The sequence below is a fragment of the Pseudoalteromonas distincta genome (assembly GCF_005877035.1).
GTDB classification, from domain to species: Bacteria; Pseudomonadota; Gammaproteobacteria; order Enterobacterales; family Alteromonadaceae; genus Pseudoalteromonas; species Pseudoalteromonas distincta.
Genome location: NZ_CP040559.1, coordinates 441,780 through 464,255, shown reverse-complemented (window position 1 = coordinate 464,255; position 22,476 = coordinate 441,780). Strand labels below are relative to the sequence as shown.

At 38.3% G+C, this 22,476-nt stretch carries 28 protein-coding genes and 1 pseudogene; 8 read left to right on the top strand and 21 right to left on the bottom strand.

The features are described from left to right. Positions 1 to 187 precede the first annotated feature (187 nt). From FFU37_RS18830 to FFU37_RS18810, 5 genes are read left to right on the top strand one after another with little or no spacing between them, the layout of a single operon-like run. Positions 188 to 1,390 carry an amidase family protein gene (locus FFU37_RS18830; RefSeq protein WP_138490291.1) on the top strand — a complete coding sequence of 401 codons (1,203 nt, stop codon included), beginning with the start codon at positions 188 to 190 and terminating at the stop codon, positions 1,388 to 1,390. Next, positions 1,387 to 2,988, top strand: coding sequence for a gamma-glutamyltransferase family protein (locus FFU37_RS18825; protein ID WP_138490290.1), 1,602 nt, complete (start codon positions 1,387 to 1,389; stop codon positions 2,986 to 2,988). Before FFU37_RS18830 ends, FFU37_RS18825 begins: the two co-directional genes overlap by 4 nt. Next, complete coding sequence (locus FFU37_RS18820; protein ID WP_138490289.1) at positions 2,976 to 3,800, top strand: sulfite exporter TauE/SafE family protein; 825 nt, start codon at positions 2,976 to 2,978, stop codon at positions 3,798 to 3,800. Before FFU37_RS18825 ends, FFU37_RS18820 begins: the two co-directional genes overlap by 13 nt. Before the next feature lie 3 nt (positions 3,801 to 3,803). Next, entirely contained in the window at positions 3,804 to 5,033 is a 1,230-nt protein-coding gene (locus FFU37_RS18815; RefSeq protein WP_138490288.1) for a pyridoxal-phosphate-dependent aminotransferase family protein, read from the top strand. Between the two features lie 14 nt (positions 5,034 to 5,047). Further along, the gene (locus tag FFU37_RS18810) at positions 5,048 to 6,331 is read left to right on the top strand and encodes an allantoate amidohydrolase (protein WP_138490287.1); all 1,284 of its coding nucleotides are present in this window, start codon (positions 5,048 to 5,050) and stop codon (positions 6,329 to 6,331) included. 128 nt (positions 6,332 to 6,459) lie between these two features. Here FFU37_RS18810 and FFU37_RS18805 read toward each other — a convergent pair whose 3' ends face one another. From FFU37_RS18805 to FFU37_RS18750, 12 genes are all read right to left on the bottom strand, one after another. Continuing rightward, the gene (locus FFU37_RS18805; RefSeq protein ID WP_004334655.1) at positions 6,460 to 6,762 is read right to left on the bottom strand and encodes a hypothetical protein; all 303 of its coding nucleotides are present in this window, start codon (positions 6,760 to 6,762) and stop codon (positions 6,460 to 6,462) included. Positions 6,763 to 6,805: 43 nt separating this feature from the next. Next, a complete protein-coding gene (locus tag FFU37_RS18800; protein ID WP_138490286.1) occupies positions 6,806 to 7,054 on the bottom strand; it encodes a DUF1272 domain-containing protein in 249 nt (82 codons plus the stop codon). Continuing rightward, the gene (locus FFU37_RS18795; protein ID WP_138490285.1) at positions 7,048 to 7,410 is read right to left on the bottom strand and encodes a 2OG-Fe(II) oxygenase; all 363 of its coding nucleotides are present in this window, start codon (positions 7,408 to 7,410) and stop codon (positions 7,048 to 7,050) included. Before FFU37_RS18795 ends, FFU37_RS18800 begins: the two co-directional genes overlap by 7 nt. Before the next feature lie 235 nt (positions 7,411 to 7,645). Next, positions 7,646 to 9,184, bottom strand: coding sequence for an OpgD/OpgG family glucan biosynthesis protein (locus FFU37_RS18790; RefSeq protein WP_138490284.1), 1,539 nt, complete (start codon positions 9,182 to 9,184; stop codon positions 7,646 to 7,648). Positions 9,185 to 9,566: 382 nt separating this feature from the next. Then, positions 9,567 to 9,995 carry a hypothetical protein gene (locus tag FFU37_RS18785; RefSeq protein WP_138490283.1) on the bottom strand — a complete coding sequence of 143 codons (429 nt, stop codon included), beginning with the start codon at positions 9,993 to 9,995 and terminating at the stop codon, positions 9,567 to 9,569. Positions 9,996 to 10,165: 170 nt separating this feature from the next. Continuing rightward, complete coding sequence (locus FFU37_RS18780) at positions 10,166 to 10,435, bottom strand: hypothetical protein (protein WP_138490282.1); 270 nt, start codon at positions 10,433 to 10,435, stop codon at positions 10,166 to 10,168. Next, the gene (locus FFU37_RS18775) at positions 10,436 to 10,753 is read right to left on the bottom strand and encodes a hypothetical protein (protein ID WP_007584349.1); all 318 of its coding nucleotides are present in this window, start codon (positions 10,751 to 10,753) and stop codon (positions 10,436 to 10,438) included. 87 nt (positions 10,754 to 10,840) lie between these two features. Then, complete coding sequence (locus FFU37_RS18770; protein WP_007584351.1) at positions 10,841 to 11,065, bottom strand: hypothetical protein; 225 nt, start codon at positions 11,063 to 11,065, stop codon at positions 10,841 to 10,843. A gap of 99 nt (positions 11,066 to 11,164) precedes the next feature. Further along, positions 11,165 to 11,677 carry a hypothetical protein gene (locus FFU37_RS18765; RefSeq protein WP_007584353.1) on the bottom strand — a complete coding sequence of 171 codons (513 nt, stop codon included), beginning with the start codon at positions 11,675 to 11,677 and terminating at the stop codon, positions 11,165 to 11,167. A gap of 109 nt (positions 11,678 to 11,786) precedes the next feature. Next, on the bottom strand, positions 11,787 to 12,179 hold the full coding sequence (locus tag FFU37_RS18760) for a hypothetical protein (protein ID WP_239022735.1): 393 nt from the start codon (positions 12,177 to 12,179) through the stop codon (positions 11,787 to 11,789). 369 nt (positions 12,180 to 12,548) lie between these two features. After that, positions 12,549 to 12,971 carry a hypothetical protein gene (locus FFU37_RS18755; RefSeq protein ID WP_138490281.1) on the bottom strand — a complete coding sequence of 141 codons (423 nt, stop codon included), beginning with the start codon at positions 12,969 to 12,971 and terminating at the stop codon, positions 12,549 to 12,551. A 78-nt stretch (positions 12,972 to 13,049) separates the two neighbouring features. Further along, the gene (locus FFU37_RS18750; RefSeq protein ID WP_138490280.1) at positions 13,050 to 13,448 is read right to left on the bottom strand and encodes a hypothetical protein; all 399 of its coding nucleotides are present in this window, start codon (positions 13,446 to 13,448) and stop codon (positions 13,050 to 13,052) included. Between the two features lie 285 nt (positions 13,449 to 13,733). Between FFU37_RS18750 and FFU37_RS20550 the strand changes: the two are divergent. Beyond that, positions 13,734 to 13,886, top strand: a pseudogene (locus FFU37_RS20550) (IS110 family transposase); the annotation flags it as partial. Between the two features lie 62 nt (positions 13,887 to 13,948). Here the strand turns inward: FFU37_RS20550 and FFU37_RS18740 are convergent. The 3 genes from FFU37_RS18740 to FFU37_RS18725 form a co-directional block, all read right to left on the bottom strand. After that, positions 13,949 to 14,524 carry a DUF922 domain-containing Zn-dependent protease gene (locus FFU37_RS18740; protein WP_138490279.1) on the bottom strand — a complete coding sequence of 192 codons (576 nt, stop codon included), beginning with the start codon at positions 14,522 to 14,524 and terminating at the stop codon, positions 13,949 to 13,951. Positions 14,525 to 15,072: 548 nt separating this feature from the next. Then, positions 15,073 to 15,324, bottom strand: coding sequence for a Rho-binding antiterminator (locus FFU37_RS18730; RefSeq protein ID WP_039486662.1), 252 nt, complete (start codon positions 15,322 to 15,324; stop codon positions 15,073 to 15,075). Between the two features lie 10 nt (positions 15,325 to 15,334). Beyond that, positions 15,335 to 16,174: a DUF417 family protein gene (locus FFU37_RS18725; protein WP_138490278.1), complete on the bottom strand. Its 840-nt coding sequence runs from the start codon at positions 16,172 to 16,174 to the stop codon at positions 15,335 to 15,337. A 283-nt stretch (positions 16,175 to 16,457) separates the two neighbouring features. On the opposite strand from FFU37_RS18725, the gene FFU37_RS18720 reads away from it, so the two are divergent. Next, on the top strand, positions 16,458 to 17,924 hold the full coding sequence (locus tag FFU37_RS18720; protein ID WP_039486658.1) for a DASS family sodium-coupled anion symporter: 1,467 nt from the start codon (positions 16,458 to 16,460) through the stop codon (positions 17,922 to 17,924). Positions 17,925 to 18,246: 322 nt separating this feature from the next. Continuing rightward, positions 18,247 to 18,456 (top strand): GNAT family N-acetyltransferase, encoded by a 210-nt coding sequence (locus tag FFU37_RS20545; protein WP_370659865.1) that lies wholly within the window; start codon positions 18,247 to 18,249, stop codon positions 18,454 to 18,456. Between the two features lie 2 nt (positions 18,457 to 18,458). Here FFU37_RS20545 and FFU37_RS18710 read toward each other — a convergent pair whose 3' ends face one another. The 6 genes from FFU37_RS18710 to FFU37_RS18680 form a co-directional block, all read right to left on the bottom strand. Further along, positions 18,459 to 19,094, bottom strand: a complete 636-nt coding sequence (locus tag FFU37_RS18710; RefSeq protein WP_004334621.1) for a trimeric intracellular cation channel family protein — start codon at positions 19,092 to 19,094, stop codon at positions 18,459 to 18,461. A 578-nt stretch (positions 19,095 to 19,672) separates the two neighbouring features. Continuing rightward, the gene (locus tag FFU37_RS18700; protein WP_024595034.1) at positions 19,673 to 20,074 is read right to left on the bottom strand and encodes a hypothetical protein; all 402 of its coding nucleotides are present in this window, start codon (positions 20,072 to 20,074) and stop codon (positions 19,673 to 19,675) included. 324 nt (positions 20,075 to 20,398) lie between these two features. Beyond that, entirely contained in the window at positions 20,399 to 20,713 is a 315-nt protein-coding gene (locus FFU37_RS18695; protein WP_138490277.1) for a hypothetical protein, read from the bottom strand. A 75-nt stretch (positions 20,714 to 20,788) separates the two neighbouring features. Beyond that, complete coding sequence (locus FFU37_RS18690; protein WP_238719422.1) at positions 20,789 to 21,274, bottom strand: hypothetical protein; 486 nt, start codon at positions 21,272 to 21,274, stop codon at positions 20,789 to 20,791. 195 nt (positions 21,275 to 21,469) lie between these two features. Beyond that, a complete protein-coding gene (locus tag FFU37_RS20465; RefSeq protein ID WP_238719421.1) occupies positions 21,470 to 21,760 on the bottom strand; it encodes a hypothetical protein in 291 nt (96 codons plus the stop codon). A gap of 14 nt (positions 21,761 to 21,774) precedes the next feature. Then, on the bottom strand, positions 21,775 to 22,371 hold the full coding sequence (locus tag FFU37_RS18680) for an RDD family protein (RefSeq protein WP_039486646.1): 597 nt from the start codon (positions 22,369 to 22,371) through the stop codon (positions 21,775 to 21,777). Positions 22,372 to 22,476 lie beyond the last annotated feature (105 nt).

The window sequence follows — 22,476 nt, the reverse complement described above, 5'->3', positions numbered from 1 at the left end:
AATTACATTAAATTAGTGATCTATTATAACGCGAAGAAAATGACGCAGTGAGTGCGCTATTTAATCCGATAAAATGATCATGTTTTTAATAAAATTGGTATTCATAATAATAATAACCAGCCCGCTTTTTAATCACTCTTAACTTAATAAGTAAGTACTTGGTCAGTTTTATGATAATGAGCTGCAAATGAGTGATAAAAAAAACAACAAAGGTATATTTTGCAATCACGGTCCTACCCTGTGGCAAACAAACCACTCTGGAGTGCTTGCAAACAATCGCTTAGCTGTAAAAGATGTATTTGCAGTAAAGGGCGAGCGTAACAGCGCAGGCAACCCACACTGGTTTAAAACAGCTAAACCGGCTCAAAATACGGCAAGCTCGGTTAACAAGCTCATGACCGCTGGTTGTAACTTTATAGGCTTTACCCATACTGACGAGCTAGCTTATAGCTTAGAGGGTAATAATATACATTATGGCGCTGCGCAAAATCCTAAATTAAAAGGGCATGCTTGCGGTGGTTCGAGTATGGGGTCTGCTGCTGCAGTTGCTGCAAACTTAGCTGATATTGGCTTAGGCACCGACACTGGCGGCTCAATTAGAATACCCGCCAGCTATTGTGGTTTATATGGCATAAGGCCAAGCCATAACGTGATTGAAAAAGACGGCCTAACACCGTTGGCTCCCCCTTTTGATACCATAGGTTGGCTTACCCAAAGCGCTGAGCTATTAAGCGACGTAGGTAATGTACTGCTACCAAATCAAGCTATTAATAACGTTGATACCTTAGTTATTTGCGAGCCGTTATTTGAACTCGTTGACTCTGCTTTACAAGCCCCACTTAAACAATTGCTTGAAAAAACCAAGCCTAATTTTAAGCACCATAAAGAATTTGAACTACCTAACAGCAACTTATTAAATGAACTTGCTGATAGTTTTAGAGTACTGCAAGGGCGAGCAATCGCAAAAACGCATAAAGATTGGCTTCAATTGCCGGGGCAACTTCCCCAGTTTGCTCCAGCAATTGCGGCACGTTTTGATATGGCGCTTGCCCTAACTGATCAAGAAGAACAAGAAGCACTAAAAGTGCAAACCCAATGGCAAACACTAATAGCTAAAAACCTAAATACAAACAGCTGTTTATTTTTGCCAACCACCCCCACAACCGCACCTAAATTAGGCGCCGACACAAGCGCCTTACGCATGCAAATTATTACGCTTTCGGCAATTGCAGGGCTTAGTGGCTCAGCGCAAGTGCATTTACCACTGGCTGATTTAGCAAATGATCATCCGTATGGTTTTTCATTAATGATGAGCCACGGTAACGATAAAAGCCTACTTGCTTGCGTTAAGCACCTAGCTGCACACTTTAAACAGGACACACCGGCATGACCACACACAACATTGCATTTACCGCGTCTCATTTTTCGGCAACAGAGGCGGGTATAAATATACTAAAACAAGGCGGTACAGCTACCGAGGCTATGGTAGCGGCTGCCGCTGCGATTAGCGTTGTATATCCACATATGAACTCAATTGGTGGCGACAGCTTTTGGCTTATCGATAACCCAAGCCAAAAAACGCCTACCGCTATTGACGCCTGCGGCCGCGCAGCAACTAATACAACGCCCTATAACTCGCTCACACAAATACCAGAGCGCGGCGGATTAAGCGCACTGACTCAAGCGGGCACAATACGCGGCTGGCAAAAAGCGCTTGAACTAGATGAGCATGCGGCACTACCACTGTCACAAATTTTAGCACCTGCTATTGAACTTGCTCGCGAGGGTTTTACCGTTACAAAAAGCTTGCAAGCAGGCTGCGAAAAGCTAGCCACTGCTAAAAATACCAATGAGGCGTTTAAAAACCTCTACATACCCAATGGCAAGCCCTTACAAGCAGGCCAGCATTTTAAAAACCCTAAACTTGCAGCAACGTTTGAATACCTAGCAAAGCATGGTTTAAACGCATTTTATGAAGGCGCACTTGCCAACTCATTTGCCGCCGACTTAGCAAAAGCAGGCAGCTTAATTACCGCAGGTGACATTGCAAATACTAAAGCCGAGGTAGTTACTGCGCTAAATGCAAACCTCAGTGGTATTGATTGCTACAACTTACCCGCGCCAACACAGGGCGTACATTCACTACAAATAATTGGTGCCGTAAATAAGTTAAAGCATTTAGCTAAAACCGATGCCGACTGGACACATTTAATTGTTGAAGCAACTAAACAAAGCTTTACCCATCGCCCTACCCTTTGGGCTGACCCTGAAGCATTAGGATACGATTATAAAAACGCACTAACCGATAATCGCTTAAGCGAACTTGCTAATAATATTGATATGAGTAAAGCCAAAAAATGGCCATTTAACGCAGAGCCTGGCGATACTGTGTGGATGGCAGCCAGAGATAAAAACGGGCAATTAGTCAGCTTTATTCAAAGTATTTACTGGGAATTTGGCAGCGGAATATTAATGAGTGAAGGTGGCTTTGTGTGGAATAACCGTGGTTTAAGCTTTAGTTTAAACAATCAAGATATTGCTGCGAGTAACAATAATAATGCCCTTGCGCCAAATAAAAAGCCGGCTCATACACTTAACCCAGCACTGGCCAAGTTTAGCGATGGTCGTCGACTTGCTTACGGAACAATGGGCGGTGAAGGGCAGCCACAAACTCAAGCCGCTGTTTTTGCAGGCTACGCGTGGCGAAATAAATCAATAAAACAAGCAATTAGCGACCCTCGTTGGTTACTTGGACGCACATGGGGCGATACGAGTACAAATTTAAAAATTGAAAAAGAGTTAGTTTTTCATATAGAACATGAATTAAATCAACGTGACCACGATTGGGTAAGCGTTGATAATAATAACGAAATGATGGGGCACGCTGGGGCGATTTTAGATACACCTACAAGCCTTGAAGCTGCAACAGATCCTCGTTCAGATGGACGTGCAACAGTAACTACAGCAGGAACACAATGTCAGAAATAATAAATCAATGGCCAATTATAGTAGCCTTAATAGCAACCGGTATTTTTGCAGGTATTTTAGCAGGACTTTTTGGTGTAGGCGGCGGTATTGTTATCGTCCCTGTACTGTATTTTTTACTGCAAGGTTTTGGCGTAAGCCCAGAATCGGCAATGATGATAGCCACCGCTACATCACTTGCAACCATAGTACCTACTTCGCTTTCATCTATTCGCTCGCATCATAGCAAAGGGAATATTGACCTTGCGCTAATAAAATACTGGGCACCATTTATTTTAGTTATGGCCGTTGTAGGCAGCTACTTAGCGCACTCAATACGCGGTAATGCACTGGTACTTATGTTTGCCTGTATTGCTATTTTAGTCAGTTTAAACATGCTATTTAGAGCCGGCGCACCCGCGCTTGTAAAACAACTACCAGGTAAATTTGGTCAAGGCGTTATGGCAAGTATTGTAGGTGGTTTGTCGGTAATGATTGGCATAGGCGGCGGCACTATTGGCGTACCTATGCTAAACGCATTTAATGTACGTGCTCATGTTGCAGTAGGTACTGCGGCCGTTTTTGGTTTATTGATTGCGCTACCTGGCGTTATTACCTTATTAAGTATTGGCACAACGCCAACCGATGCTCCCCTAGGTACGTGGGGGGTGGTTAACCTCCCTGCCTTTTTTCTTATTATTCCGCTAACTATTTTATTTGCGCCTATTGGCGTAAAAATCGGTAGCAAGCTGGATCAAAAACAACTAAAACGCGCCTTTGCCGTTGTATTAATGATAACCGGCATACGCATGCTTATTCAGACTCTGGGAGCCTAAAATATGTTTAATAACACGCAAGTTCAAACCTTAAACCCACCACAGCGTTTATTAATGGGACCAGGCCCAATTAATGCCGACCCTCGTGTTTTACGTGCTATGTCGGCGCAGCTTATAGGCCAATACGACCCAGTAATGACCGGTTTTATGAACGAAACCATGGCACGTTACCGCGAAATTTTTAAAACCAAAAACGAATGGACCATGCTAATAGATGGCACATCGCGCGCAGGGATTGAAGCCGTATTATGCTCAATTTTACGCCCAGGCGATAAAGTACTAGTACCAATTATGGGGCGCTTTGGCCACCTACTTGCTGAAATAGCAGAACGTGTTGGCGCAAAGGTGCACACAATAGAAGTACCGTGGGGTGAAGTGTTTACGCCAGAGCAAATCGAAAAAGCCATTGTTGATGTAAAACCCCATGTACTTGCTATGGTACAAGGCGATACATCCACCACCATGAACCAACCTCTTGAGCATATTGGCGATATTTGCCAAAAGCACGATGTACTATTTTACTGCGATGCCACCGCATCTATTGTGGGTAACGAACTTCCTGCCGATGAATGGAAACTCGATGCACTTTCTGTTGGTCTGCAAAAGTGTTTAGGCGGACCTTCTGGGTCTGCGCCATTAACGCTTAGCGACAAATGCGCCGAGTGGATCCAAAAACGTAAAAAGGTAGAAGCAGGTATTCGCACGGCCGACCATACCGACGGCACAGAACCCTTTGTACGCTCAAACTATTTTGATTTAGGCATGATCATGAATTACTGGGGCGAAGAGCGCCTAAATCATCATACCGAAGCCACCAGCATGCTGTATTGCGCCTCAGAATGCGCCCGCATAGTCATTGAAGAAGGCGTGGATAACTGCGTAGCGCGCCACAAATTACATGGCGATGCCATGCTAACAGGCATTCAAGCGCTCGGCTTAAACGTATTTGGCGATTTAAACCATAAAATGAACAACGTACTGGGTGTTTATATACCCGAGGGCATTAATGCCGATCACGTACGCGGGCAAATGCTAACCGATTTTGGAATAGAAATTGGCACCTCGTTTGGGCCACTTCATGGCAAAATTTGGCGTATTGGTACCATGGGTTACAACGCCCGAAAAGATACCGTATTACAAACACTTGCAAGCTTAGACGCTTGCTTACATGCCAACGGCTATAAAGGCCCTAAAGGCGAAGCCGCCATTGCCGCCCTTGCTCACTATAAATAAAAAAAGGATTTAGCATGACGATTGTAAGCCCACAACACAGCCCTTTATTAGATAAAGAACTTGCTGATGAATACGCAACACGCGCTTTATCTCGCTGTAAAACTCTCAGCGCACTATCGCAAATGCAAGGCGGTATTCACCGCGTGTACTTATCAAAAGAGCACAAAGAGTGTAACGCCCTTACTGCATCGTGGATGGTTGAGGCAGGCATGCAATCGTGGCAAGACGAAGTGGGCAACCTTTGGGGGCGGCTTAAATCATCAAACCCACATGCTAAACGTTTAATTATTGGATCGCACCTCGACACAGTACCAAACGCAGGTGCGTTTGATGGTATTTTAGGTGTACTACTGGGGATAGAAATTGCAGCGCTTGCACATAAGTTAAAGCTCGACCTGCCCTTTCATTTAGATGTAGTGGGCTTTTGCGATGAAGAAGGCACCCGCTTTGCCACCACTTTAATTGGCTCAAAAGCCCTCGCTAACGAATTTGACCCACAGTGGCTAAACATTGAAGACACAAACGGCATAACAATGCGCCAAGCCATGCTGGACTTTGGTTTAAACCCCAACGACTATGCAAAGGCCGCACTAAACAAAAACGAATTACTAGGTTACTGGGAAACTCATATTGAACAAGGTCCTGTACTCGAATCGGTTAATCAGGCGTTAGGCGTTGTAACTGCAATCGCAGGAGCAAAGCGCGCCATGCTTACCCTAACAGGGCAAAGCGGTCATGCGGGTACAACGCCAATGAACTTGAGGCAGGATTCACTAGCAGGCTGCGCTGAATTAGTAACCGAAATTGAAAAACTAGCAAGCAATGCTAAAAACGGCGAAGTTGCAACCGTAGGGCAAATACAGTCTCGCCCTGGGGCTACAAACGTGATTGCAGGCAAAACAACCATAAGCCTAGACGCACGCGCACAAAGCGACACCGATCTCGCTAACTTACTAAGCGCCATACAAAGCAGCGCACAATCTATAGCAAGCAAACGCAATTTAACGTTTGATTGGCAATGGACGCATGCCGCCGATGCCGTAGCGTGCGACACCACTATTCAGCATTTGTTTTCAAGCGCATGTAAACTCAATAACCAAGCATCGCCTTCACTTGCCTCAGGCGCAGGGCACGATGCAATGGCAATCGCTCCAATTTGCCCCGTTGGCATGTTGTTTATACGCAGTCCTGGCGGTATAAGCCATCACCCAGCAGAAGCGGTTATCGACAGCGATGTAACAAAGGCACTCAGTGTAATGTACAGCGCGCTTTTACTTTATGTGAAAGAGTGTGAGTGATTTTAAGGTAATCGAGTAAACCAAGTATATTAACTTGGTATGCTTAGAGGCTTAAACCTCCTCAAAGTCATTTGGAGGTTATTACTGAAGGCAGGTAAATGCAGGAATATACGTTATTTAAAGTAGCTTTATCGGGCTGCCCTTTGCTCTTTTAAGCTAAGGCGTTTATGTGAGCTATATACATGTTGAATGTTTGTACCATTGACCAAATATGCATCCATTTCGACGGTAATTAAACCCGATAATGGCTTGATTTCTAGAACACCCAACTCACCTAAATTTGCAGATAGTAAAGTATTATTCCTAATAGCTAACAAAGTTTTGTCAGTATCTCGTAAGTCACCATTCACATATAATTTAGCACCACTAAACCAAGTGTTAATTATTTTAACTTTGATTGACTTAATAGTAAATTCAAAGGATTTTCTCATCAGATCTCCATACCCAGAAATGTAATTATTATACTTTGTGTTCTTATGTGTTTGGCGCACAACCACTTTCTTTTAATACCCGCTTAGTCGATGCTGGGTAATTTTTTAGTGCAGCCAAAGGGCGAATTGGCCGCTGAACCAAATTACCTGAGCAGTTTGGGCACATGTTATTTAACACCGTTTGAGCACAGCTAGAACAAAACGTGCATTCAAATGAACAAATAAAAGCCTCTGTGGACTGTGCAGGTAGATTCTTATCACAACATTCACAATTAGGTCTTAAATCTAGCATTTAGAGCTCCTTTTTATCCACCCAATGCTGAGTAAATATCTATTACCTTTTATAACTTTTGATACCTGATGCTCACTTACATCAGGGCGGAATAGCTTAACCCGCTTTGTTTCAAATATCGGATCACTGCAAATAAACTCACCACCCAAATCTGCTTTTTTAAGCACTATATTCAATCGATAGTGTTTACCAGATTCAACTTTGTCTGTGTGTGGTGCTATTTCACTTCCTTGTGGGAATTTAAGCAAATATGTATCAAATTTAATTGGCCACGTAGCACCACAAATCAACATTTTATCGTAGCCTGATTTTTGTCGGCCTCGCTCCCAACAAAATAATTCACTCAAAAAAAACATACAACCCCTCGAAACAGCTAACAAGCTGCAGGTTAACTCGTTTTTTTATTTTTATTGATAAACAAACCATAGCCGAGTTCATATTTTGATTCAATCGATTACTGTATATTACGTGGGATATAAAAGGGAGTTTTAATGGTGTTTTGATTGGCGTTTTAAAAGACATTATGATGGCTATAATTGACAGAAAATCAAAATATAGCCACCCGTTTTACTTTAATGCTTATTTAAGGTCTTATTTAATCGTTACCTTTGCATCACTTACCCATGTTTCAGTTATAGCTTCATCATTTTTATCAACTAAATACGCGCGTATGTTCACCGGATTGTTGTTAGCTTGTTTGTAGTCAAACGCTAATCGCCATTGGTTTGTACCAACTACCGGATAAACTCCAATAGGTTCTAGTATTTCACCGTTGCTGGCTTCAACAATCGGCTTTATACCACTTTTGTTATCTAAGCCTTTAAATACTGGACCTTCAAAATCAATCACCATCTTGTTAACGCCTTCAGGAATAGGCTGGCCGGGAATTCCCCCTAAGCCTTGGCGAGTATTTACAACGCTTGCAAGCGTTTTTGATTTTGGATCGAGTGGACGCCATTCAATATCATAAGAAAAGGTAAACTCATCACCTTTGCGCGCCTCTTTTTTGGGCACCCAGTAGGCAACAATATTGTCGAACGTTTCATCTTTTGTAGGAATTTCGATTAACTGTACTGCGCCTTTGCCCCAATCGTCAGTAGGTTTTATCCACGCTGATGAACGCTTATTGTAAAATACGCCGTCGTCTTGGTAGTTATTAAAGTCACGATCTCTTTGGATTAAACCAAACCCTTTTGGGTTCTCATCAATAAAGCTATTGGTCGACACCGACTGAGGGTTATTTAAGGGGCGCCAAACGTATTGACCCGATCCTGTGTGAATCGCCAGGCCATCGCTGTCGTGAATTTCTGGGCGCCAATCTTTAGCTTCTGTTTTATCTTTTTGTGAGTACCAATACATACTGGTTAACGGTGCCACGCCTAAGCGTTCAACATCGGCGCGCATATACAAATTAGCGCTCACTGAGGTGATATGGCCTTTGGCTTCTTTGTTATCTTTGCTTAAACCAAATCGATAAGCACCAGTGATAGAAGGCCCTTCAAGCAATGCCCAAACAGACACACTTTCACCTTTTTTCTCTGCGGGGCCAATCCAAAATGCAGAAAAGCGCGGAAATTCTTCTGGCTGATTCATGCCCGTATTAATCGCGATACCTCGGGCTGACAGTCCATATTGCCCCTCTGGCCCATCAGTTCTAAAATAAGACGCGCCTAGAAAAGATATCCAATCTGGTTTCATATCTGGGCGCATTATTCTAAAGCCTGCAAATCCAAACCCCTCTGGGAGATCGTGAGCTGGGCTGTCATCAGGCATATCAAAAACATCATTACTAAAAGGTACATTTTGAACCTGATTTTTATCGTCTCTGATGTAAATACTTACTGGCTCAGGAAAATATCGGCCAGGGTAAAATAATTGTACAGGTGCCTTTTTTCCACTTGGGTATAAGGTTTCATCTTCTTTAAAGCGTATTTTCCAATGTTCGTCATACGTAATTTTATCGATTAACTCCGGCGCTGGCACCTTGGTTGCCGTATAGGGCTTTTCGGCTGAGGCTTTTGCCAGCGCTTTTAAGTCTTCGAATGAAAACTCCGTTTGATCTACTGCTTCTGTCGCGTAAGACGACATCGAAGTGCTAAAAATAATTGCGATAAATAACTTTAATTTCATAAAAAGAATGTCCAATAAATTGAGTCAAATAAAAATGGGAACGCTGCTCGAACGTATGTTTAACTTAAAGTTCTGTATGGATATTACGTGACGAAATATGAACTCGCGTTTACTAAAATATTGTTATTTGACTACAGGGCCTCCCATAATTATTTTTTTAGGGTATTGGTTTTAAGGGAAATTGCGCGCGTTTAATGATATCGCTGAAGTGAAATAAGCGGGGATAGCGCAATTGATTATTAGATCGCTGGTATTCAAATGGATAAGGGTTGTATCTAGGTGGTGGAAAACGAAGAGACTCACCACTTTTAAAATTTGCAATTAATAGCTGAATTTTACTAGTCGTCCACCTCAGGGCATGTTGTTATATTTTATATGCAAATCAGCCATTGGTTAATGCACTAACAATAACACCTGAAATTATTGATGTAACTAATGCTAATGCAGCGACTAAATACCAACCTTTTCTAGTCTCATTTCTTGTATTAAAATACTCGATTGATTTAGAGCCAATATATAAATATGAATCATCTTTGTTACCCATGATAGTTACCCCATCATATGTTTGACTTCCATCTCCCTGAGAATATGCCTGAAACATTCTAACTTGCTTATAAGTTTCAAGTTTACCATTATTATCAAAGTATACAGGCCCTGTAAAGCCAATATATCCAGAGTCCAACAAGGCAGCGAGTGAGTAAAAATCACGATGGTCATTATGTGTACGAATCATAATTGATGATATTTCTTTAATACCCGCATCATCATTGTCATAAATATATTTTAGAATTTGATAATGACTATTTTTCAAAGTGACTCCGAAATTGAATAAAAATATAACAAGTCTCTAGGTTAACTCGTTTTTTATTTGTTTTTATTGATAAATAAACCATAGCTGAGTTCCTATTTTGTTCAATCAGTTACTCAGTTATGCATAAATTTTCAAAAGCGGCTCTGGTAATAATTCAAAAGCCTGTCATCTCAATTCGATATATCGGCATTATTTTTTGTTTGATTTATACCAATAAGGATTTTCTCCAAATAAGTAAAAGTAAGCATTATTGCTAACTGTAGGCAAACAAAAATAATAATGGAGAACGGTGAACTTGATAGCATACTTTGTGTTGTTTTTTCTGAAGTGTCGGCCAAGTAAAAATCAACATAGATCAAAAGTAAAAATAAGCCCGAGACATAAAGTACAACTTTAACTTTTGCACTGCGTAGCTTTGGAACCACTTCATCATTAGTCATTTAAAACGCCTTTAACTGTATTATTTTTTTAAGACGTTTTTTAATGACCTTTTGCTCGCAATAAAGCCCGATAAAACCACCAACAGCAATTGAAGCCACAACCAAAAACCAATATAAAGGGCTGTTAGATGCCTGAATACCCGAAATGTAAAGGTATAAGTTAAACGGGATAATAAAAAATAAGCTACCTAATACTTTAATGAATTCCCTAAAAAGCTCTGTATCAGACTTTGCTTTGTCGATATGAGAGTTAATAGTCTCATTTGATATCTCATTTAGCTCTGGGTATGTCTTTTGTAACCAATTTAAATAATTCAATTATGCATCCTTGTATTTTTATATCTAGTGCTGCCTTAAATAGGCAAAATATATTTGTAAAAATAAGCATTGTGGCAGCAAAGCGAACTACTTTTTGTTCTTGGTTAATTTATTGCTAACTTCATATTTAGCTTTACCTTGGTTTGCACGTAAACCTGCAAAATAGGTTACAGCAGCTATAGGTAAGCAAATAAAACCGTATGCTTTAAAGCTTTCTAAAAAACCACTTTTCTCGCTTATAATGCCACCAAATAAAACCCCAAGAATGGTAGGCAATAAAATAGCTGCAGCTGCGTATATAAATTTTTTCATTCTTCAATCCTTTTATGATTAGTAATTTTGTTTGTAATGATGCTCACCAAGAGCAAAATGTATTTTTATCTTATTTTAATTATTCTTATTGGCTACTGGTTAAATAACCTTTCGCATTTTATTTAATAACTCGTAGCATGCTTTATACAACAGTATTTCCATGTCTTCGTTATGGTACAAAGGACCCCAACGAAAAAAGCCTCTTAAGCTAAATTTTTTAGCTATGAATTCGCGCCACGTAACAGATTTAGAAACGCTGAACGTTTTAATCGTCTTATTGTGTTTAATGTTATACAAGCGCGATACTAACTTAACTTTTGGTCGCCAAAATAGCGGAATAATAGCTGTATCAAAATCTATAGTGAATGCATCACCACCATGCAAAGTAACTATAACAACATCTAAACCAATATCTGACTTTTTAGGCTCTTTAATAGACGAAATGCTGTGAAGACAAAAAATATCCTCAAGCTTCTTGTGCATATGATCTTGTAGTGAATCGCCCGTTATATAAAAAAACGACTCTACCTTAGAAAAATGGCTGTTATTAGCTACAGCTAACGATCCCAAATAAACATTTGGCTTTTCAGAGCTAAACCAATCGAATAGCAAATTTAAATTCCTTTTTTACTTATGCCGAATAAATAGGCCGTAAGGTTGTTATCTAAGGTTAGGATGAAGGAGCAAAAACCAGCTTTTTTTGTTCTGCTTTACGGTTTATTTATTTACGCTCAACTCTTTTACGACGTAATTGAATACCAAGTAATGTCCCTAATAAAACAGCAACAACATGCAGAAAAGCTGGAATTAAATATATCAGAGGATCCATTGATATTTCTAATGAAATGTATAGTAAGGCACCGACACTTAGATCAATAAACCAATAAACCGCCGCAACTAAAAAGGCTTGTTTATACGGACTCACTGTTTGCTTATAGCCTAGGTAACAATAAACGATTAAAGAGGTTACAAATCCGAGGACGTAATAAGTAAAAGTTAATGAGGTACTTTGAGTCATTTCATCAAAGCCAACAATCTTTGTTGCTATTGTTGATAAAGCAACTAGCAATAAATACAAGCCTACTGAAAAGAGTACAATCCTAGAATATTTCACGATAATCCTTTAGCAATACAACGAGGCTGTAGAATAGCTCTAACAGCCAGATTCAATTAATTAGTTTCTTTAATCTTAACGAGCCTGTAGATTAACTCGTTTTTTATTTTTTTGATAAACAAACCATAGCTGAGTTCCTATTTTGGTTCAATCTATTACTGTATTTCACGTGGAATATAAAAAATTCTTAGCTGTTGTTTTAATTGGTGTTTTGGAAGGTATTACGGGAAAGTTTAGTGTGGTTGGATTTTTACTCTTTCTTTCATTGTAGCTCAGCTTTTTGCGTGATTCATTTTTATAAAACTCACTTAACCCGCTGCTTTAATTTATTATTTATGTAAAAGTTAGAATGAATTTCATCCTAATTCTTTAGCTTTTGTTTAACTCTATTTTTGAAACGTAAAATACAATACCAGCAACAAGACCTACTATAGAAAATAAAAACAATTGTAAAAAGCTATATCCATAACCTATTAACGTAATTGAACCATTTTCGACCAATACCTTATCATTAATAATTGAGCTATCTAAACCTGAAGGGAAAACAAAAAAGAAAGAAACTAAGCAAGTAGATATAACTGAAGATTTGAGCACTGTATTTAGCGAATAACCACAGCTTTTAGTGATAAATTTATAAATGGGAAATGCTGTTACTGGAACCAAAATTAGAACAACTATTAACGTCCAAATAAATATACCAAAAGGCATAATAGTAAATTTCATTTCAATTGCCATTGGCGCTAAAAATGCAACAATTAAAGAGGCTAAAATAAAGCTAAATATTGTTCTCAACTCGAAACCTTCTTAGAAAGCTAACGCCTGCCATAACCGATTTGTGGCGCTCTTGCACAAATCCGGTTAATGGTTTTGTTATGTAACGTCACCGTCAAGTCCAAATTTTTTCCTGTTCAAAACTAGCGCTGCCAGCACAGTTACTCCTAGCACTGTGCCAACAGGGAACATGAAGAGTAACAATGTTGAATATATTATTAGTACCCAAAAAAGCCACTCAGTTCGATAGTTTAAGCCCACAACGGAAAATGTTAAAAAGCAAAGTGCAACTAAAAATAAGATGAACCCTGTTACTGTAGACAAAGCTGTTGATGACATTTCTTCTTGTGATATTTTAGGTTCATTATTTCCAAACAGCGTTATCTCTTGAAATGAAGAGGACATAATTAAATACGAATCAACAATTCCCCAAAGTGGTGCCCAGAAAAGCAATAAACCCAAAACTGCGACGTATTTCCCTATAGTTTCCTTGTTCATCATCTCTCCTCACGTAGTTACATAACGAGCCTGTAGATTAACTCGTTTTTTTATTTATTTTTATTGATAAACAAACCATAGCTGAGTTCCTATTTTGGTTCAATCTATTACTGTGCTTTTACGCAGCATATAAAGAAGTGTTTGGTGTTGTTTTAATTGGCGTTTTGGAAGGTATTACTGAAAAATTTAGTGTGGGTACCTTTTTTACTCTTTCTAGAATGAGCAGGATTATCTGTGCGTTATTTATTTTGGGCTAAAGCACCGTTAATTGACCACGATAGTTGGCAGCAAGAAACCATAGGAAAGCCTCATAATACCATCATCACTTCATTGGCATTTAAGTGGATACGAATACTATTTAGGTGCTGGAAAACACACACGCCTTACGACGAATCAACTTACTTAACAGCATTGAAAAGTAAGGGATCACCACTATTAAAATTTGCGGTGAAAAGTGAGCTTTGGTGCTTGCTGTCCCCCCCTGGGCGTGCTGTTATGTTTTATGGAAATACAGCCCCATTTTTCATTCCATGATTAGTATTTTTATCATACTTTTTTTCAAGCACTACGTATTTATCAATAATCTTTTTACCAAGACTATTGGCTTTACTTTTTAAACTAGAGCAATTTTTTGCTGCTAAAACTGACAGACGATTTTCAATCTCTTTAGCTGCATTAATACCAAAGTCTTTATGGCCATTTTCGTGAGCAATTAGTGCATTGTAATAATGTGCCCAACGCTTTTTTAGGTTTACCTTTGCACTATTACTATTCTCCCACTTGGGAAGAGTGAAATTAACTTTGACAGTACTTTTAACACTCATCATAGAGCACAGACCATTACTTTCATTCCAGTTAAAGCGCCAATTAACAAACCAAGAAGTATAAGCATCGTAGGTGTTTCCCGATTGCTTAATAGAGCTTTTAGTATTCATTTCATTTCTTAGCTCATTAGCCGTTGAACCATGTATTGAGTAATACTCCGTATTTATATTTACCTTAGGCGTAGCAAAGGCACTACTTGATACTAAGCAAAACAATATTGAGGTTTTGCTTAGTAATATGAGCTTTTTCATGAAACCTACTCCTTGGTCAGATTTAAAACTAATCTGCTTATTAGACACCACTTCGGGGGGTTATAACACCCCAGAACGGCGTATATTACATAGCTCAATAATTTCACTAAATAACTTTAATGTAAACAAGTGATTAGGCATGTTATAAAAAGGTCTTTGTTATTTTTCACCAAAACGATTTTTAATGATGTTATCGGACAAAATTAAAACAGCTGTTTATTTAAACAGCTGGCTCTGTAAGTCAGCTTTATTTATGTAGCTACCTTTTACGACCATAATTAACAAACGTACGGATACTAAGCGCTAGTTAAGGCTTATTGAGGCTTACTTATACTGGTTTAGCATTGTTATACGCTTTAATAGTTGGCGTTTAGCCTTATCTGGTGGAAAAACTCGATTATAAAACAGAGGAAAAAGTAATAGGAAAATTTTGGCTTTATGTATTTAGCGCGTAATTAGCTAAAGCATTGGTGAGATAAGCGAGCCTTAAAATATTAATGATACAGGCTCGCAGAGGTGTTTATGATAAAAACGAATGAGTGAGGTATTTACTTTACTTCAAAATTCACGTGGTCAAAGTATGGATTTTTCTCACGCGCTTTAAGTACGCTGATTGTAGTGAGCACGATGTGTTGCAGCTCGCTATTTACGCTAACAACTATGCATTCGTCTCTATTAGCATTGCGTTTTGTGTCAGTTGCTATCCCGCATACACCATCACCATTTTTTAATATAAGCTCAATGCTTAAATGGTGCATACAGGCAATTTCGATGTAATCGTATTGGTTGCAACTGATCATAACGTCCTCTTTATTTAGCCGGTTTAAAAACCATTAAAAAAGCAATAACAACAAGGTTGGCTATATACCACAGATCTTTAATTACAAACTGTCCTAAACGATCCAATAAAGTGGAAGAACTAAATGCACCGGTTGCGGTAATTAAGAATGTTTGGGTCATCATAAATACGCTTAAACACGCTAAGCCACTTACAATAATTAGCTTTTTATTATTTAAAAATAACCCTAAGCCCAATAACACGGCAAATAATACATCAAACCCGCCAATTACGTTAGACGCGCCTTGTACGCTAAATACCGTGTATAACCACGACATAAACGGTGAGGTTTCTACTAAACTTACAATGCCTTTTGCTTCAAATTCATAAAACTTCATGCCGCCAATCCACAATAAAACCATAGCAACCGGTATAAAGTTTAAAAGTACGTGTTGTTTGTCGGTAAGTTTGTCTTTATAAAACAAAAACAAATACAAAGGCACTACAGCAAAGTATTTAATTATGCCCTGCCCGCTACCAATGATTGGAAAGCCGCCAAGTTGAGCCATCCAACGGTTACTGGCAAACAAGGTAAGTAATGCAACTAAACTTATAATTGCTGCAAGTAAAAGTGCTGGCGTAGGTTTCATTAGTTTAAGGCGAGCGAGCACGGTGGCAAACGCTAAGGCAATCATAAAGGAGCCACTAATTAAACCTAATGCAGGTACAGACATTAGCGAGTCAACGCCATAAAAACTAAACGTAGCCGTTAACGTATTAGGGTTTGATCCTAACGCAAACGACAAGCCAAGTAGCAAAAAGCTAGTCGTTAATAAAAAAGTAATCACGTTATTGGTTAGTTTTAAGTTCATTGTATTTCCAAGTATTCGTTGAGGTTTATAAAGACCTTACGAACCTATAAAACAATTCAAGCTAACTCTTAAAAATCAGAGTTAATTAAGCACACTGTAAGCTCTTATCGGGTAATGTAATCAATCACTTTAGTTTATAGTTTATTTCCTCTTTATTAATAAAATTAAATAAGTCTAATATTCATATGATGTGCGTCATCTTTTTTATTATTAAATGAAGTAGAATAACGTCGCCTTTTCAATAAACAGAATGCAAGCATTTCTAAAACTTAGGGATATTTTAATGAAGGGTACTGATATTCGAGTTACCTCTGGACTGATTTCTATAGCCATTGTTTTACTACTTTGGTTTGCTGTACCGCCTCCGCAAGGTGTTACCGAAAACGCATGGCATTTGCTCGCTTTATTTATTGGTACTGTTGTTGCCATTATTGGTAAAGCAATGCCTATTGGCGCCATTGCTATTTTAGCTATTACTTCTGTTGCGTTAACCGGCGTAACTAATGACAGCCCATCTGGCGCTATTAAAGATGCATTAAGTGGCTTTTCTAATTCATTAATTTGGTTGATTGGTATTGCTATTATTATTTCTCGGGGTTTAGCTAAAACTGGTTTGGGAAATCGTATTGGCTATAATTTTATTTCTCTTTTTGGTAAAAAAACAGTTGGTATTGGCTATGCACTCGCACTTTCTGAACTTGTTATAGCACCTGTAACGCCAAGTAATACCGCGCGAGGCGGCGCTATTATTCACCCAATAATGAAGTCTATAGCAACAAGCTTTGGCTCTTCCCCTGAGGAAGGCACATCTCGTAAAATTGGGCACTACCTTGCTTTAGTTAGCTACCATATAAACCCTATTACATCAGCTATGTTTATTACAGCGACTGCGCCAAACCCTCTAATTGTAAAACTGATTGCTGATGCTACCGGTGCAAATATCAGTATTACTTGGAGTACGTGGGCGCTGGCAGCGCTTGTTCCTGGTTTGCTATGTATTGCCCTTGTGCCTTTGGTTGTTTATGCCATTTACCCACCTGAAGTTAAAAGTACGCCCGACGCTAAAACCTACGCAGAATCTAAATTAACTGAAATGGGCCCAATGAGTTATGGCGAAAAAATAATGGTGGGTGTTTTTGCTATGCTGCTTGTTTTATGGGCCGGCGTACCTGCAATGATTTTAGGGGCTGACTACGCAGTTAACACAACCGCAGTGGCCTTTTTAGGTTTATCGGTTTTATTAGTGACTGGTGTATTAAGCTGGGACGATGTACTTAAAGAAAAGTCTGCGTGGGATACCGTTGTTTGGTTTTCAGCATTAGTAATGATGGCCACTTTTTTAAATAAACTAGGTTTGGTAACGTGGTTTTCAACACTTGTTGAGAGCAATATTGCGCAACTGGGCTTTGACTGGATTGTATCGGCCATTATATTGGTAGCTGTATATTTTTACGCTCATTACTTTTTTGCGAGTACTACAGCACATATTACTGCTATGTTTGCCGCATTTTACGCCGCAGGTTTAGCGCTTGGCGCTCCGCCTTTATTTTTAGGTTTACTGTTAGCTGGCGCCTCATCACTCATGATGTCGTTAACGCATTACGCAACAGGCACATCACCCATAGTGTTTGGCTCAGGCTATGTATCGTTAAAAGACTGGTGGGTAATGGGCCTTATAATGAGCGTTATTAATTTAAGTGTATGGGGAATTATTGGCGGGCTTTGGTGGAAAGCACTTGGGTATTGGTAGTATTGCCTTTGTTAGCTTGGCTTGCACATTTAATACTGCGCACTTATTTTGATTAGTTCTACAAATATAAACATTAAGGCTGTTGCAAGGGAGCACTATGGTTTTTAAATTCATAAAAGCAGCATATTCAGACAGAGACTACTTATTAAGCCTCAGAAAACTGACTATGATTGAACACTTAGAAAATGCCGGGTTATTTTTAACAGATCAACAGCATGTTTTAAGGCTTAATGATCAATATGACTGCTCCCATCTTATAGTTATAAATGAGGTACCAATTGGTACTTAAAAATACCAAACACACGCTCAACACGTTGAAATAATGCAATTACAAATACATCCATTGCACCAAAATAAAGGGTATGGGAAAGCGGTTATTGAACAAGTTATTACAAGTGCGCAGTCAAAACCCATTAAACTCACCGTGCTTAAAAACAACCCAGCATTAGGACTTTACAAGCGGCTGGGTTTTACTATAACGGATGAGGATAATTACGAGTACCACATGCAAACGCGAGCTACTCGTAGCTAAAATTAGTCGCTTTGATCTCTGAAGTCTTTTTTTCTGAAAATAGTTAAATGCCAACCCCAATGCAAAGAGCCTAATCTTAAAAAGATAGTCGTGAAAAATGAGCCTAAAATACACCAAATGTAATCTACATTAAGGCTAAATAAAGCAGCATAGACTGCACCACCCGCTAAACACGCAGAGGCGTAAGGTTCGCTGCGCATAACAGTTGGTACCTCACGGCAAATTACGTCGCGTATTAAACCACCAAATATACCTGTAGTAATGCCCATGGTAATTGCGACCACCATGCCAGAGCCATTAATGAGTGCTTTTTCTATCCCCATAATATTAAATAGCGCCATACCCACAGCGTCTACCAATAAAAAGTAGTAATTATTAACGCGCGGTAAGTATCGAATAAATGCAATTGTTGCTATAACGGCCCCATAGGTTGAATATAAATACTCTGGGGTTGCAATCCAAAATACCGGTTTGTTTAAAAGTATATCTCTGAGGGTACCGCCCCCTAATGCTGTAACGGTTGCAACCACTACGACGCCAAAGCCACTAATGTTTTTTTCATACCCAAGCAATGCCCCTGCAACAGCAAAAAATGCAACACCGAGTAACCCTAGTACCATAAAGTATTCAGCAGTCATGGTAATTCCTTTTTAAAGTTTATTAGGAGTTGTATCAACTTACGTGCCAAAAAACTGAGTAAATATAAATAAACCAACAATTTAAGTGACTGAAATTTATAAGCTTATTTAATTTATTAAAAAACGTAAGCTATGTGATATTTAGTGAAGGATTAACAAGAGTAATTATTTTAATTATGGGTAGTTTTTACACGTTAAAGTACAGAGGGATTTTGTTACAGAGTTGCAGTCGAGCACTTTTAAATTTTAAGCAAAAATTAAATGAACAATAAAGCTATTACCAATATTACAAAAATAATAGGCAATATTGCATGTTGCCAGTTTTGTTCTTTATTTTGATTGTAGAGTGTTTGCATTGAGCTTTTATCATTATTGGTAAAACTATGCTGGCACTGCATACAGTTTTGGGCTTTTATGCTCACCCAAGTACCACATTTAATACATGCGTAACACCTCGACAGTTTATCAAACTCGTTTGTTTTCCTAAATATTCTCATTTATCACCTCATTGATTTTCGCCGCAGTAAGAAACCCAATGAATAATATATGCTCTTTAAATTCATTATTACTTCTTTACTTTATTCAATAATTTTTACATTTGGAATGTTTTGTAAAAGGTAGGATTTTAAAGATTCAAACGCATCTTTATTAAAAATAAACTCAGTTGTTTTACCATCAACTTGATTATACGGTAGTGCAAATACACCGTGCCTTTTAGTTTTGTCGATGACAACTTTGTTAATATCGTTAATATTAAACACTTGCTTATAAACGTATAATATTTGCCCCTCAACGCGTACAGCCTTTAACGGGCTTTGCTCAACATTACGCGAACGAATAAACACAAAATATAAAATAACGGGAAATAAAAACAGGTTAAGCGCTTGCAAACTAAAAGGTTTATCTATCAATACAATATATGTTGAGTAACAAATTAAAGAGGCCGCTAGTGCTAAAATTAGCTGTGTGTTGTTTTTCATAATCATCCTTGGTTACTAGTCAAAAAAATCGGTAAGGTTTTTTAATTATATTACCAATTTAGTGAAATACGCCATTTTGTAACTTTTGCTAATCAAACAGCGTTTGATACATTATTAAATCCGCAATAAAATATTAGGCTCTCGCTGATGATTAAAGCTCATCTAAAGTGTAGGTAGAAAAATCTATTTCAGAGTCCATGAAAAAAATCCGTCATATAGTGTTATTAAAAAGCAATCTAACACAACTAATTTAAGCTATTCAATTATTTAAGATTATCAAATAAAAAAACTACTAAAAAGTAGCCTTTAATTATTAATTACCCTTCAGCTTTTTAACTGTGCTGCCTTTTTAAGCGCCCACCAACCAATTACTAAGCTCATTAATATACGTACAGGAAAGTAAATAACAGCTGGTAGGCCAAATAACCACTTGGCAAAGCCTTGTGGCATTACATAAAATGCGACCCGCTTCACCCAAAATATAAACTCAACATACTGCGCTAAAAAGTCATTAAGCGATAAGCTTAGTAGCGCTAATTCATTACTTATTAGAACCCATAAGGCATATAAACCAAGCAGACCATCACCCATACTACCAATATAAGATGAGTAGCCTATAAATAATAAAAAACTGCGCATGGTAAGTCCTTCTTAGCTGTACCAACAAGTTAAAATACAAACTAGCTAATCCAAAAAATATTAAAAATGGCTTTGTTAATTGCACCCTTTAGACGTTTTAACTAATTGAATATTATTAACACTTGCGTGTACTCCACAGTAAAACATGTAGTTAGAGCAATGATAGTTTTCATCCATAATATTCAAACCATTCTCATCAAATTCTAGCTCAAACTTACAGTTAATATCGTATTCGGGCTCTTGCTCTTCAAACACCAGTTTTTTACCCTTTAGTACTAAAGGTAATGGTTCTGCCGCCCCTTCTAACGGAGCTGTGATAGTGCAAATATGAAAGTTAAAGCCCCAGATAAGACCTTCTGTAAAATATTTATCGTCTTTTTTAAATATATTTATATAGCTCGTTTTTAATTTAAAACGCTCATCACTTTCGCTACCATCGTCGTTGAGCATAGGGGTCGCGCTAGTTATTTTGTCTGTTCTTGAATAGCATCCTTCAAATGAGTCTGCATGTGAATATCCACTAAAGACCGCACTTGCTAGCATAAAAGCTGTTTTAATCATCACTCGCTCCTTGCTGTAACGTTAAGTTCGCTCAAAAAAACGCCCTGTATCGTCTGTCATTTTTACTGGTAAACCGTTACCAACCATAAAGTGATAAAAACACAAATCATCAATCAAGTCAGGGGCTGATATTTCTATGTCTCGGTAAGTCGCGTCTCTAAATTTAAACCTTAAGGTATGCTCAAACCGCTTCGATTAACAATAAAGTACTTCTTCTAGCTCAGACACCTTTATATTTATACCAAGTAATTTAAATTCACCATTGGCAATATCAATAACTTGTGATTGCTTATTATTTGTAGATAGCCATTCAATAACCACTCCTAAAGAAGATAATCCAAACAAATATAAAAACTGATGCAATAAAGGTTTTTCGTTAATTACTTCCATGTAAAATAGCAAAATGACAATAAATAATGCTGATAAAGCCAAACTATAGACTATTTTAAATCCGGGTAGTTTTTTTTGCCTAGGCAAAGCTGCCATAATTAATATCCTAATTAATCTACATAACTCACTTTTGTTCCCGCTAAATGATCATGTAAACATCGTTTATCTTTTCCAAATATAAATAATGGATTAACAAAACCTGCTATAAACTGACCTACCGAAGGTACAAGTGATAATAGTTGCATACAAAGCATGCGTTTAAAGTAAATTGTAGTAAAGCTTGCTTGTGTACCATCTAAATTTTCAATACGGATAGACATTAAAGATTTACCAATCGTTTGTCCGCGTTGGTACATAAGGTAACCATGAAGCACTAACGTGCTTAATATGCCATAACCTAGCAAACCTGCAGATAAAGTAAGTGTTGGTTGGCTTAAATTATCAAACCCTACGAGTATGAATACAGGTATAAAACAAGCAACACCTAAAACGCCATCAACAATAGCAGCTACTAGCCTATCTGAGCGCGTTGCTTTTTCTCCTGCTACTTTTGATACAATATTTTCAGATGGGCTCTGTGCTTCTCGCATTTTAATTAAGTCGTCTATTTCTTTTGCTCGATCTGGGTAGGCTTCGCGATCTATAGCTCTCGCTGATGAGTAAAGCTCATCTAAAGTGTAGGTAGAAAAATCAATTTCAGAGTCCATGCAAAAAATCCATATAGTGTTATTAAAAAGCAATCTAACACAATTAATTTAAGCTATTCAATTATTTAAGATTATCAAATAAAAAAGCTACTAAAAAGTAGCCTT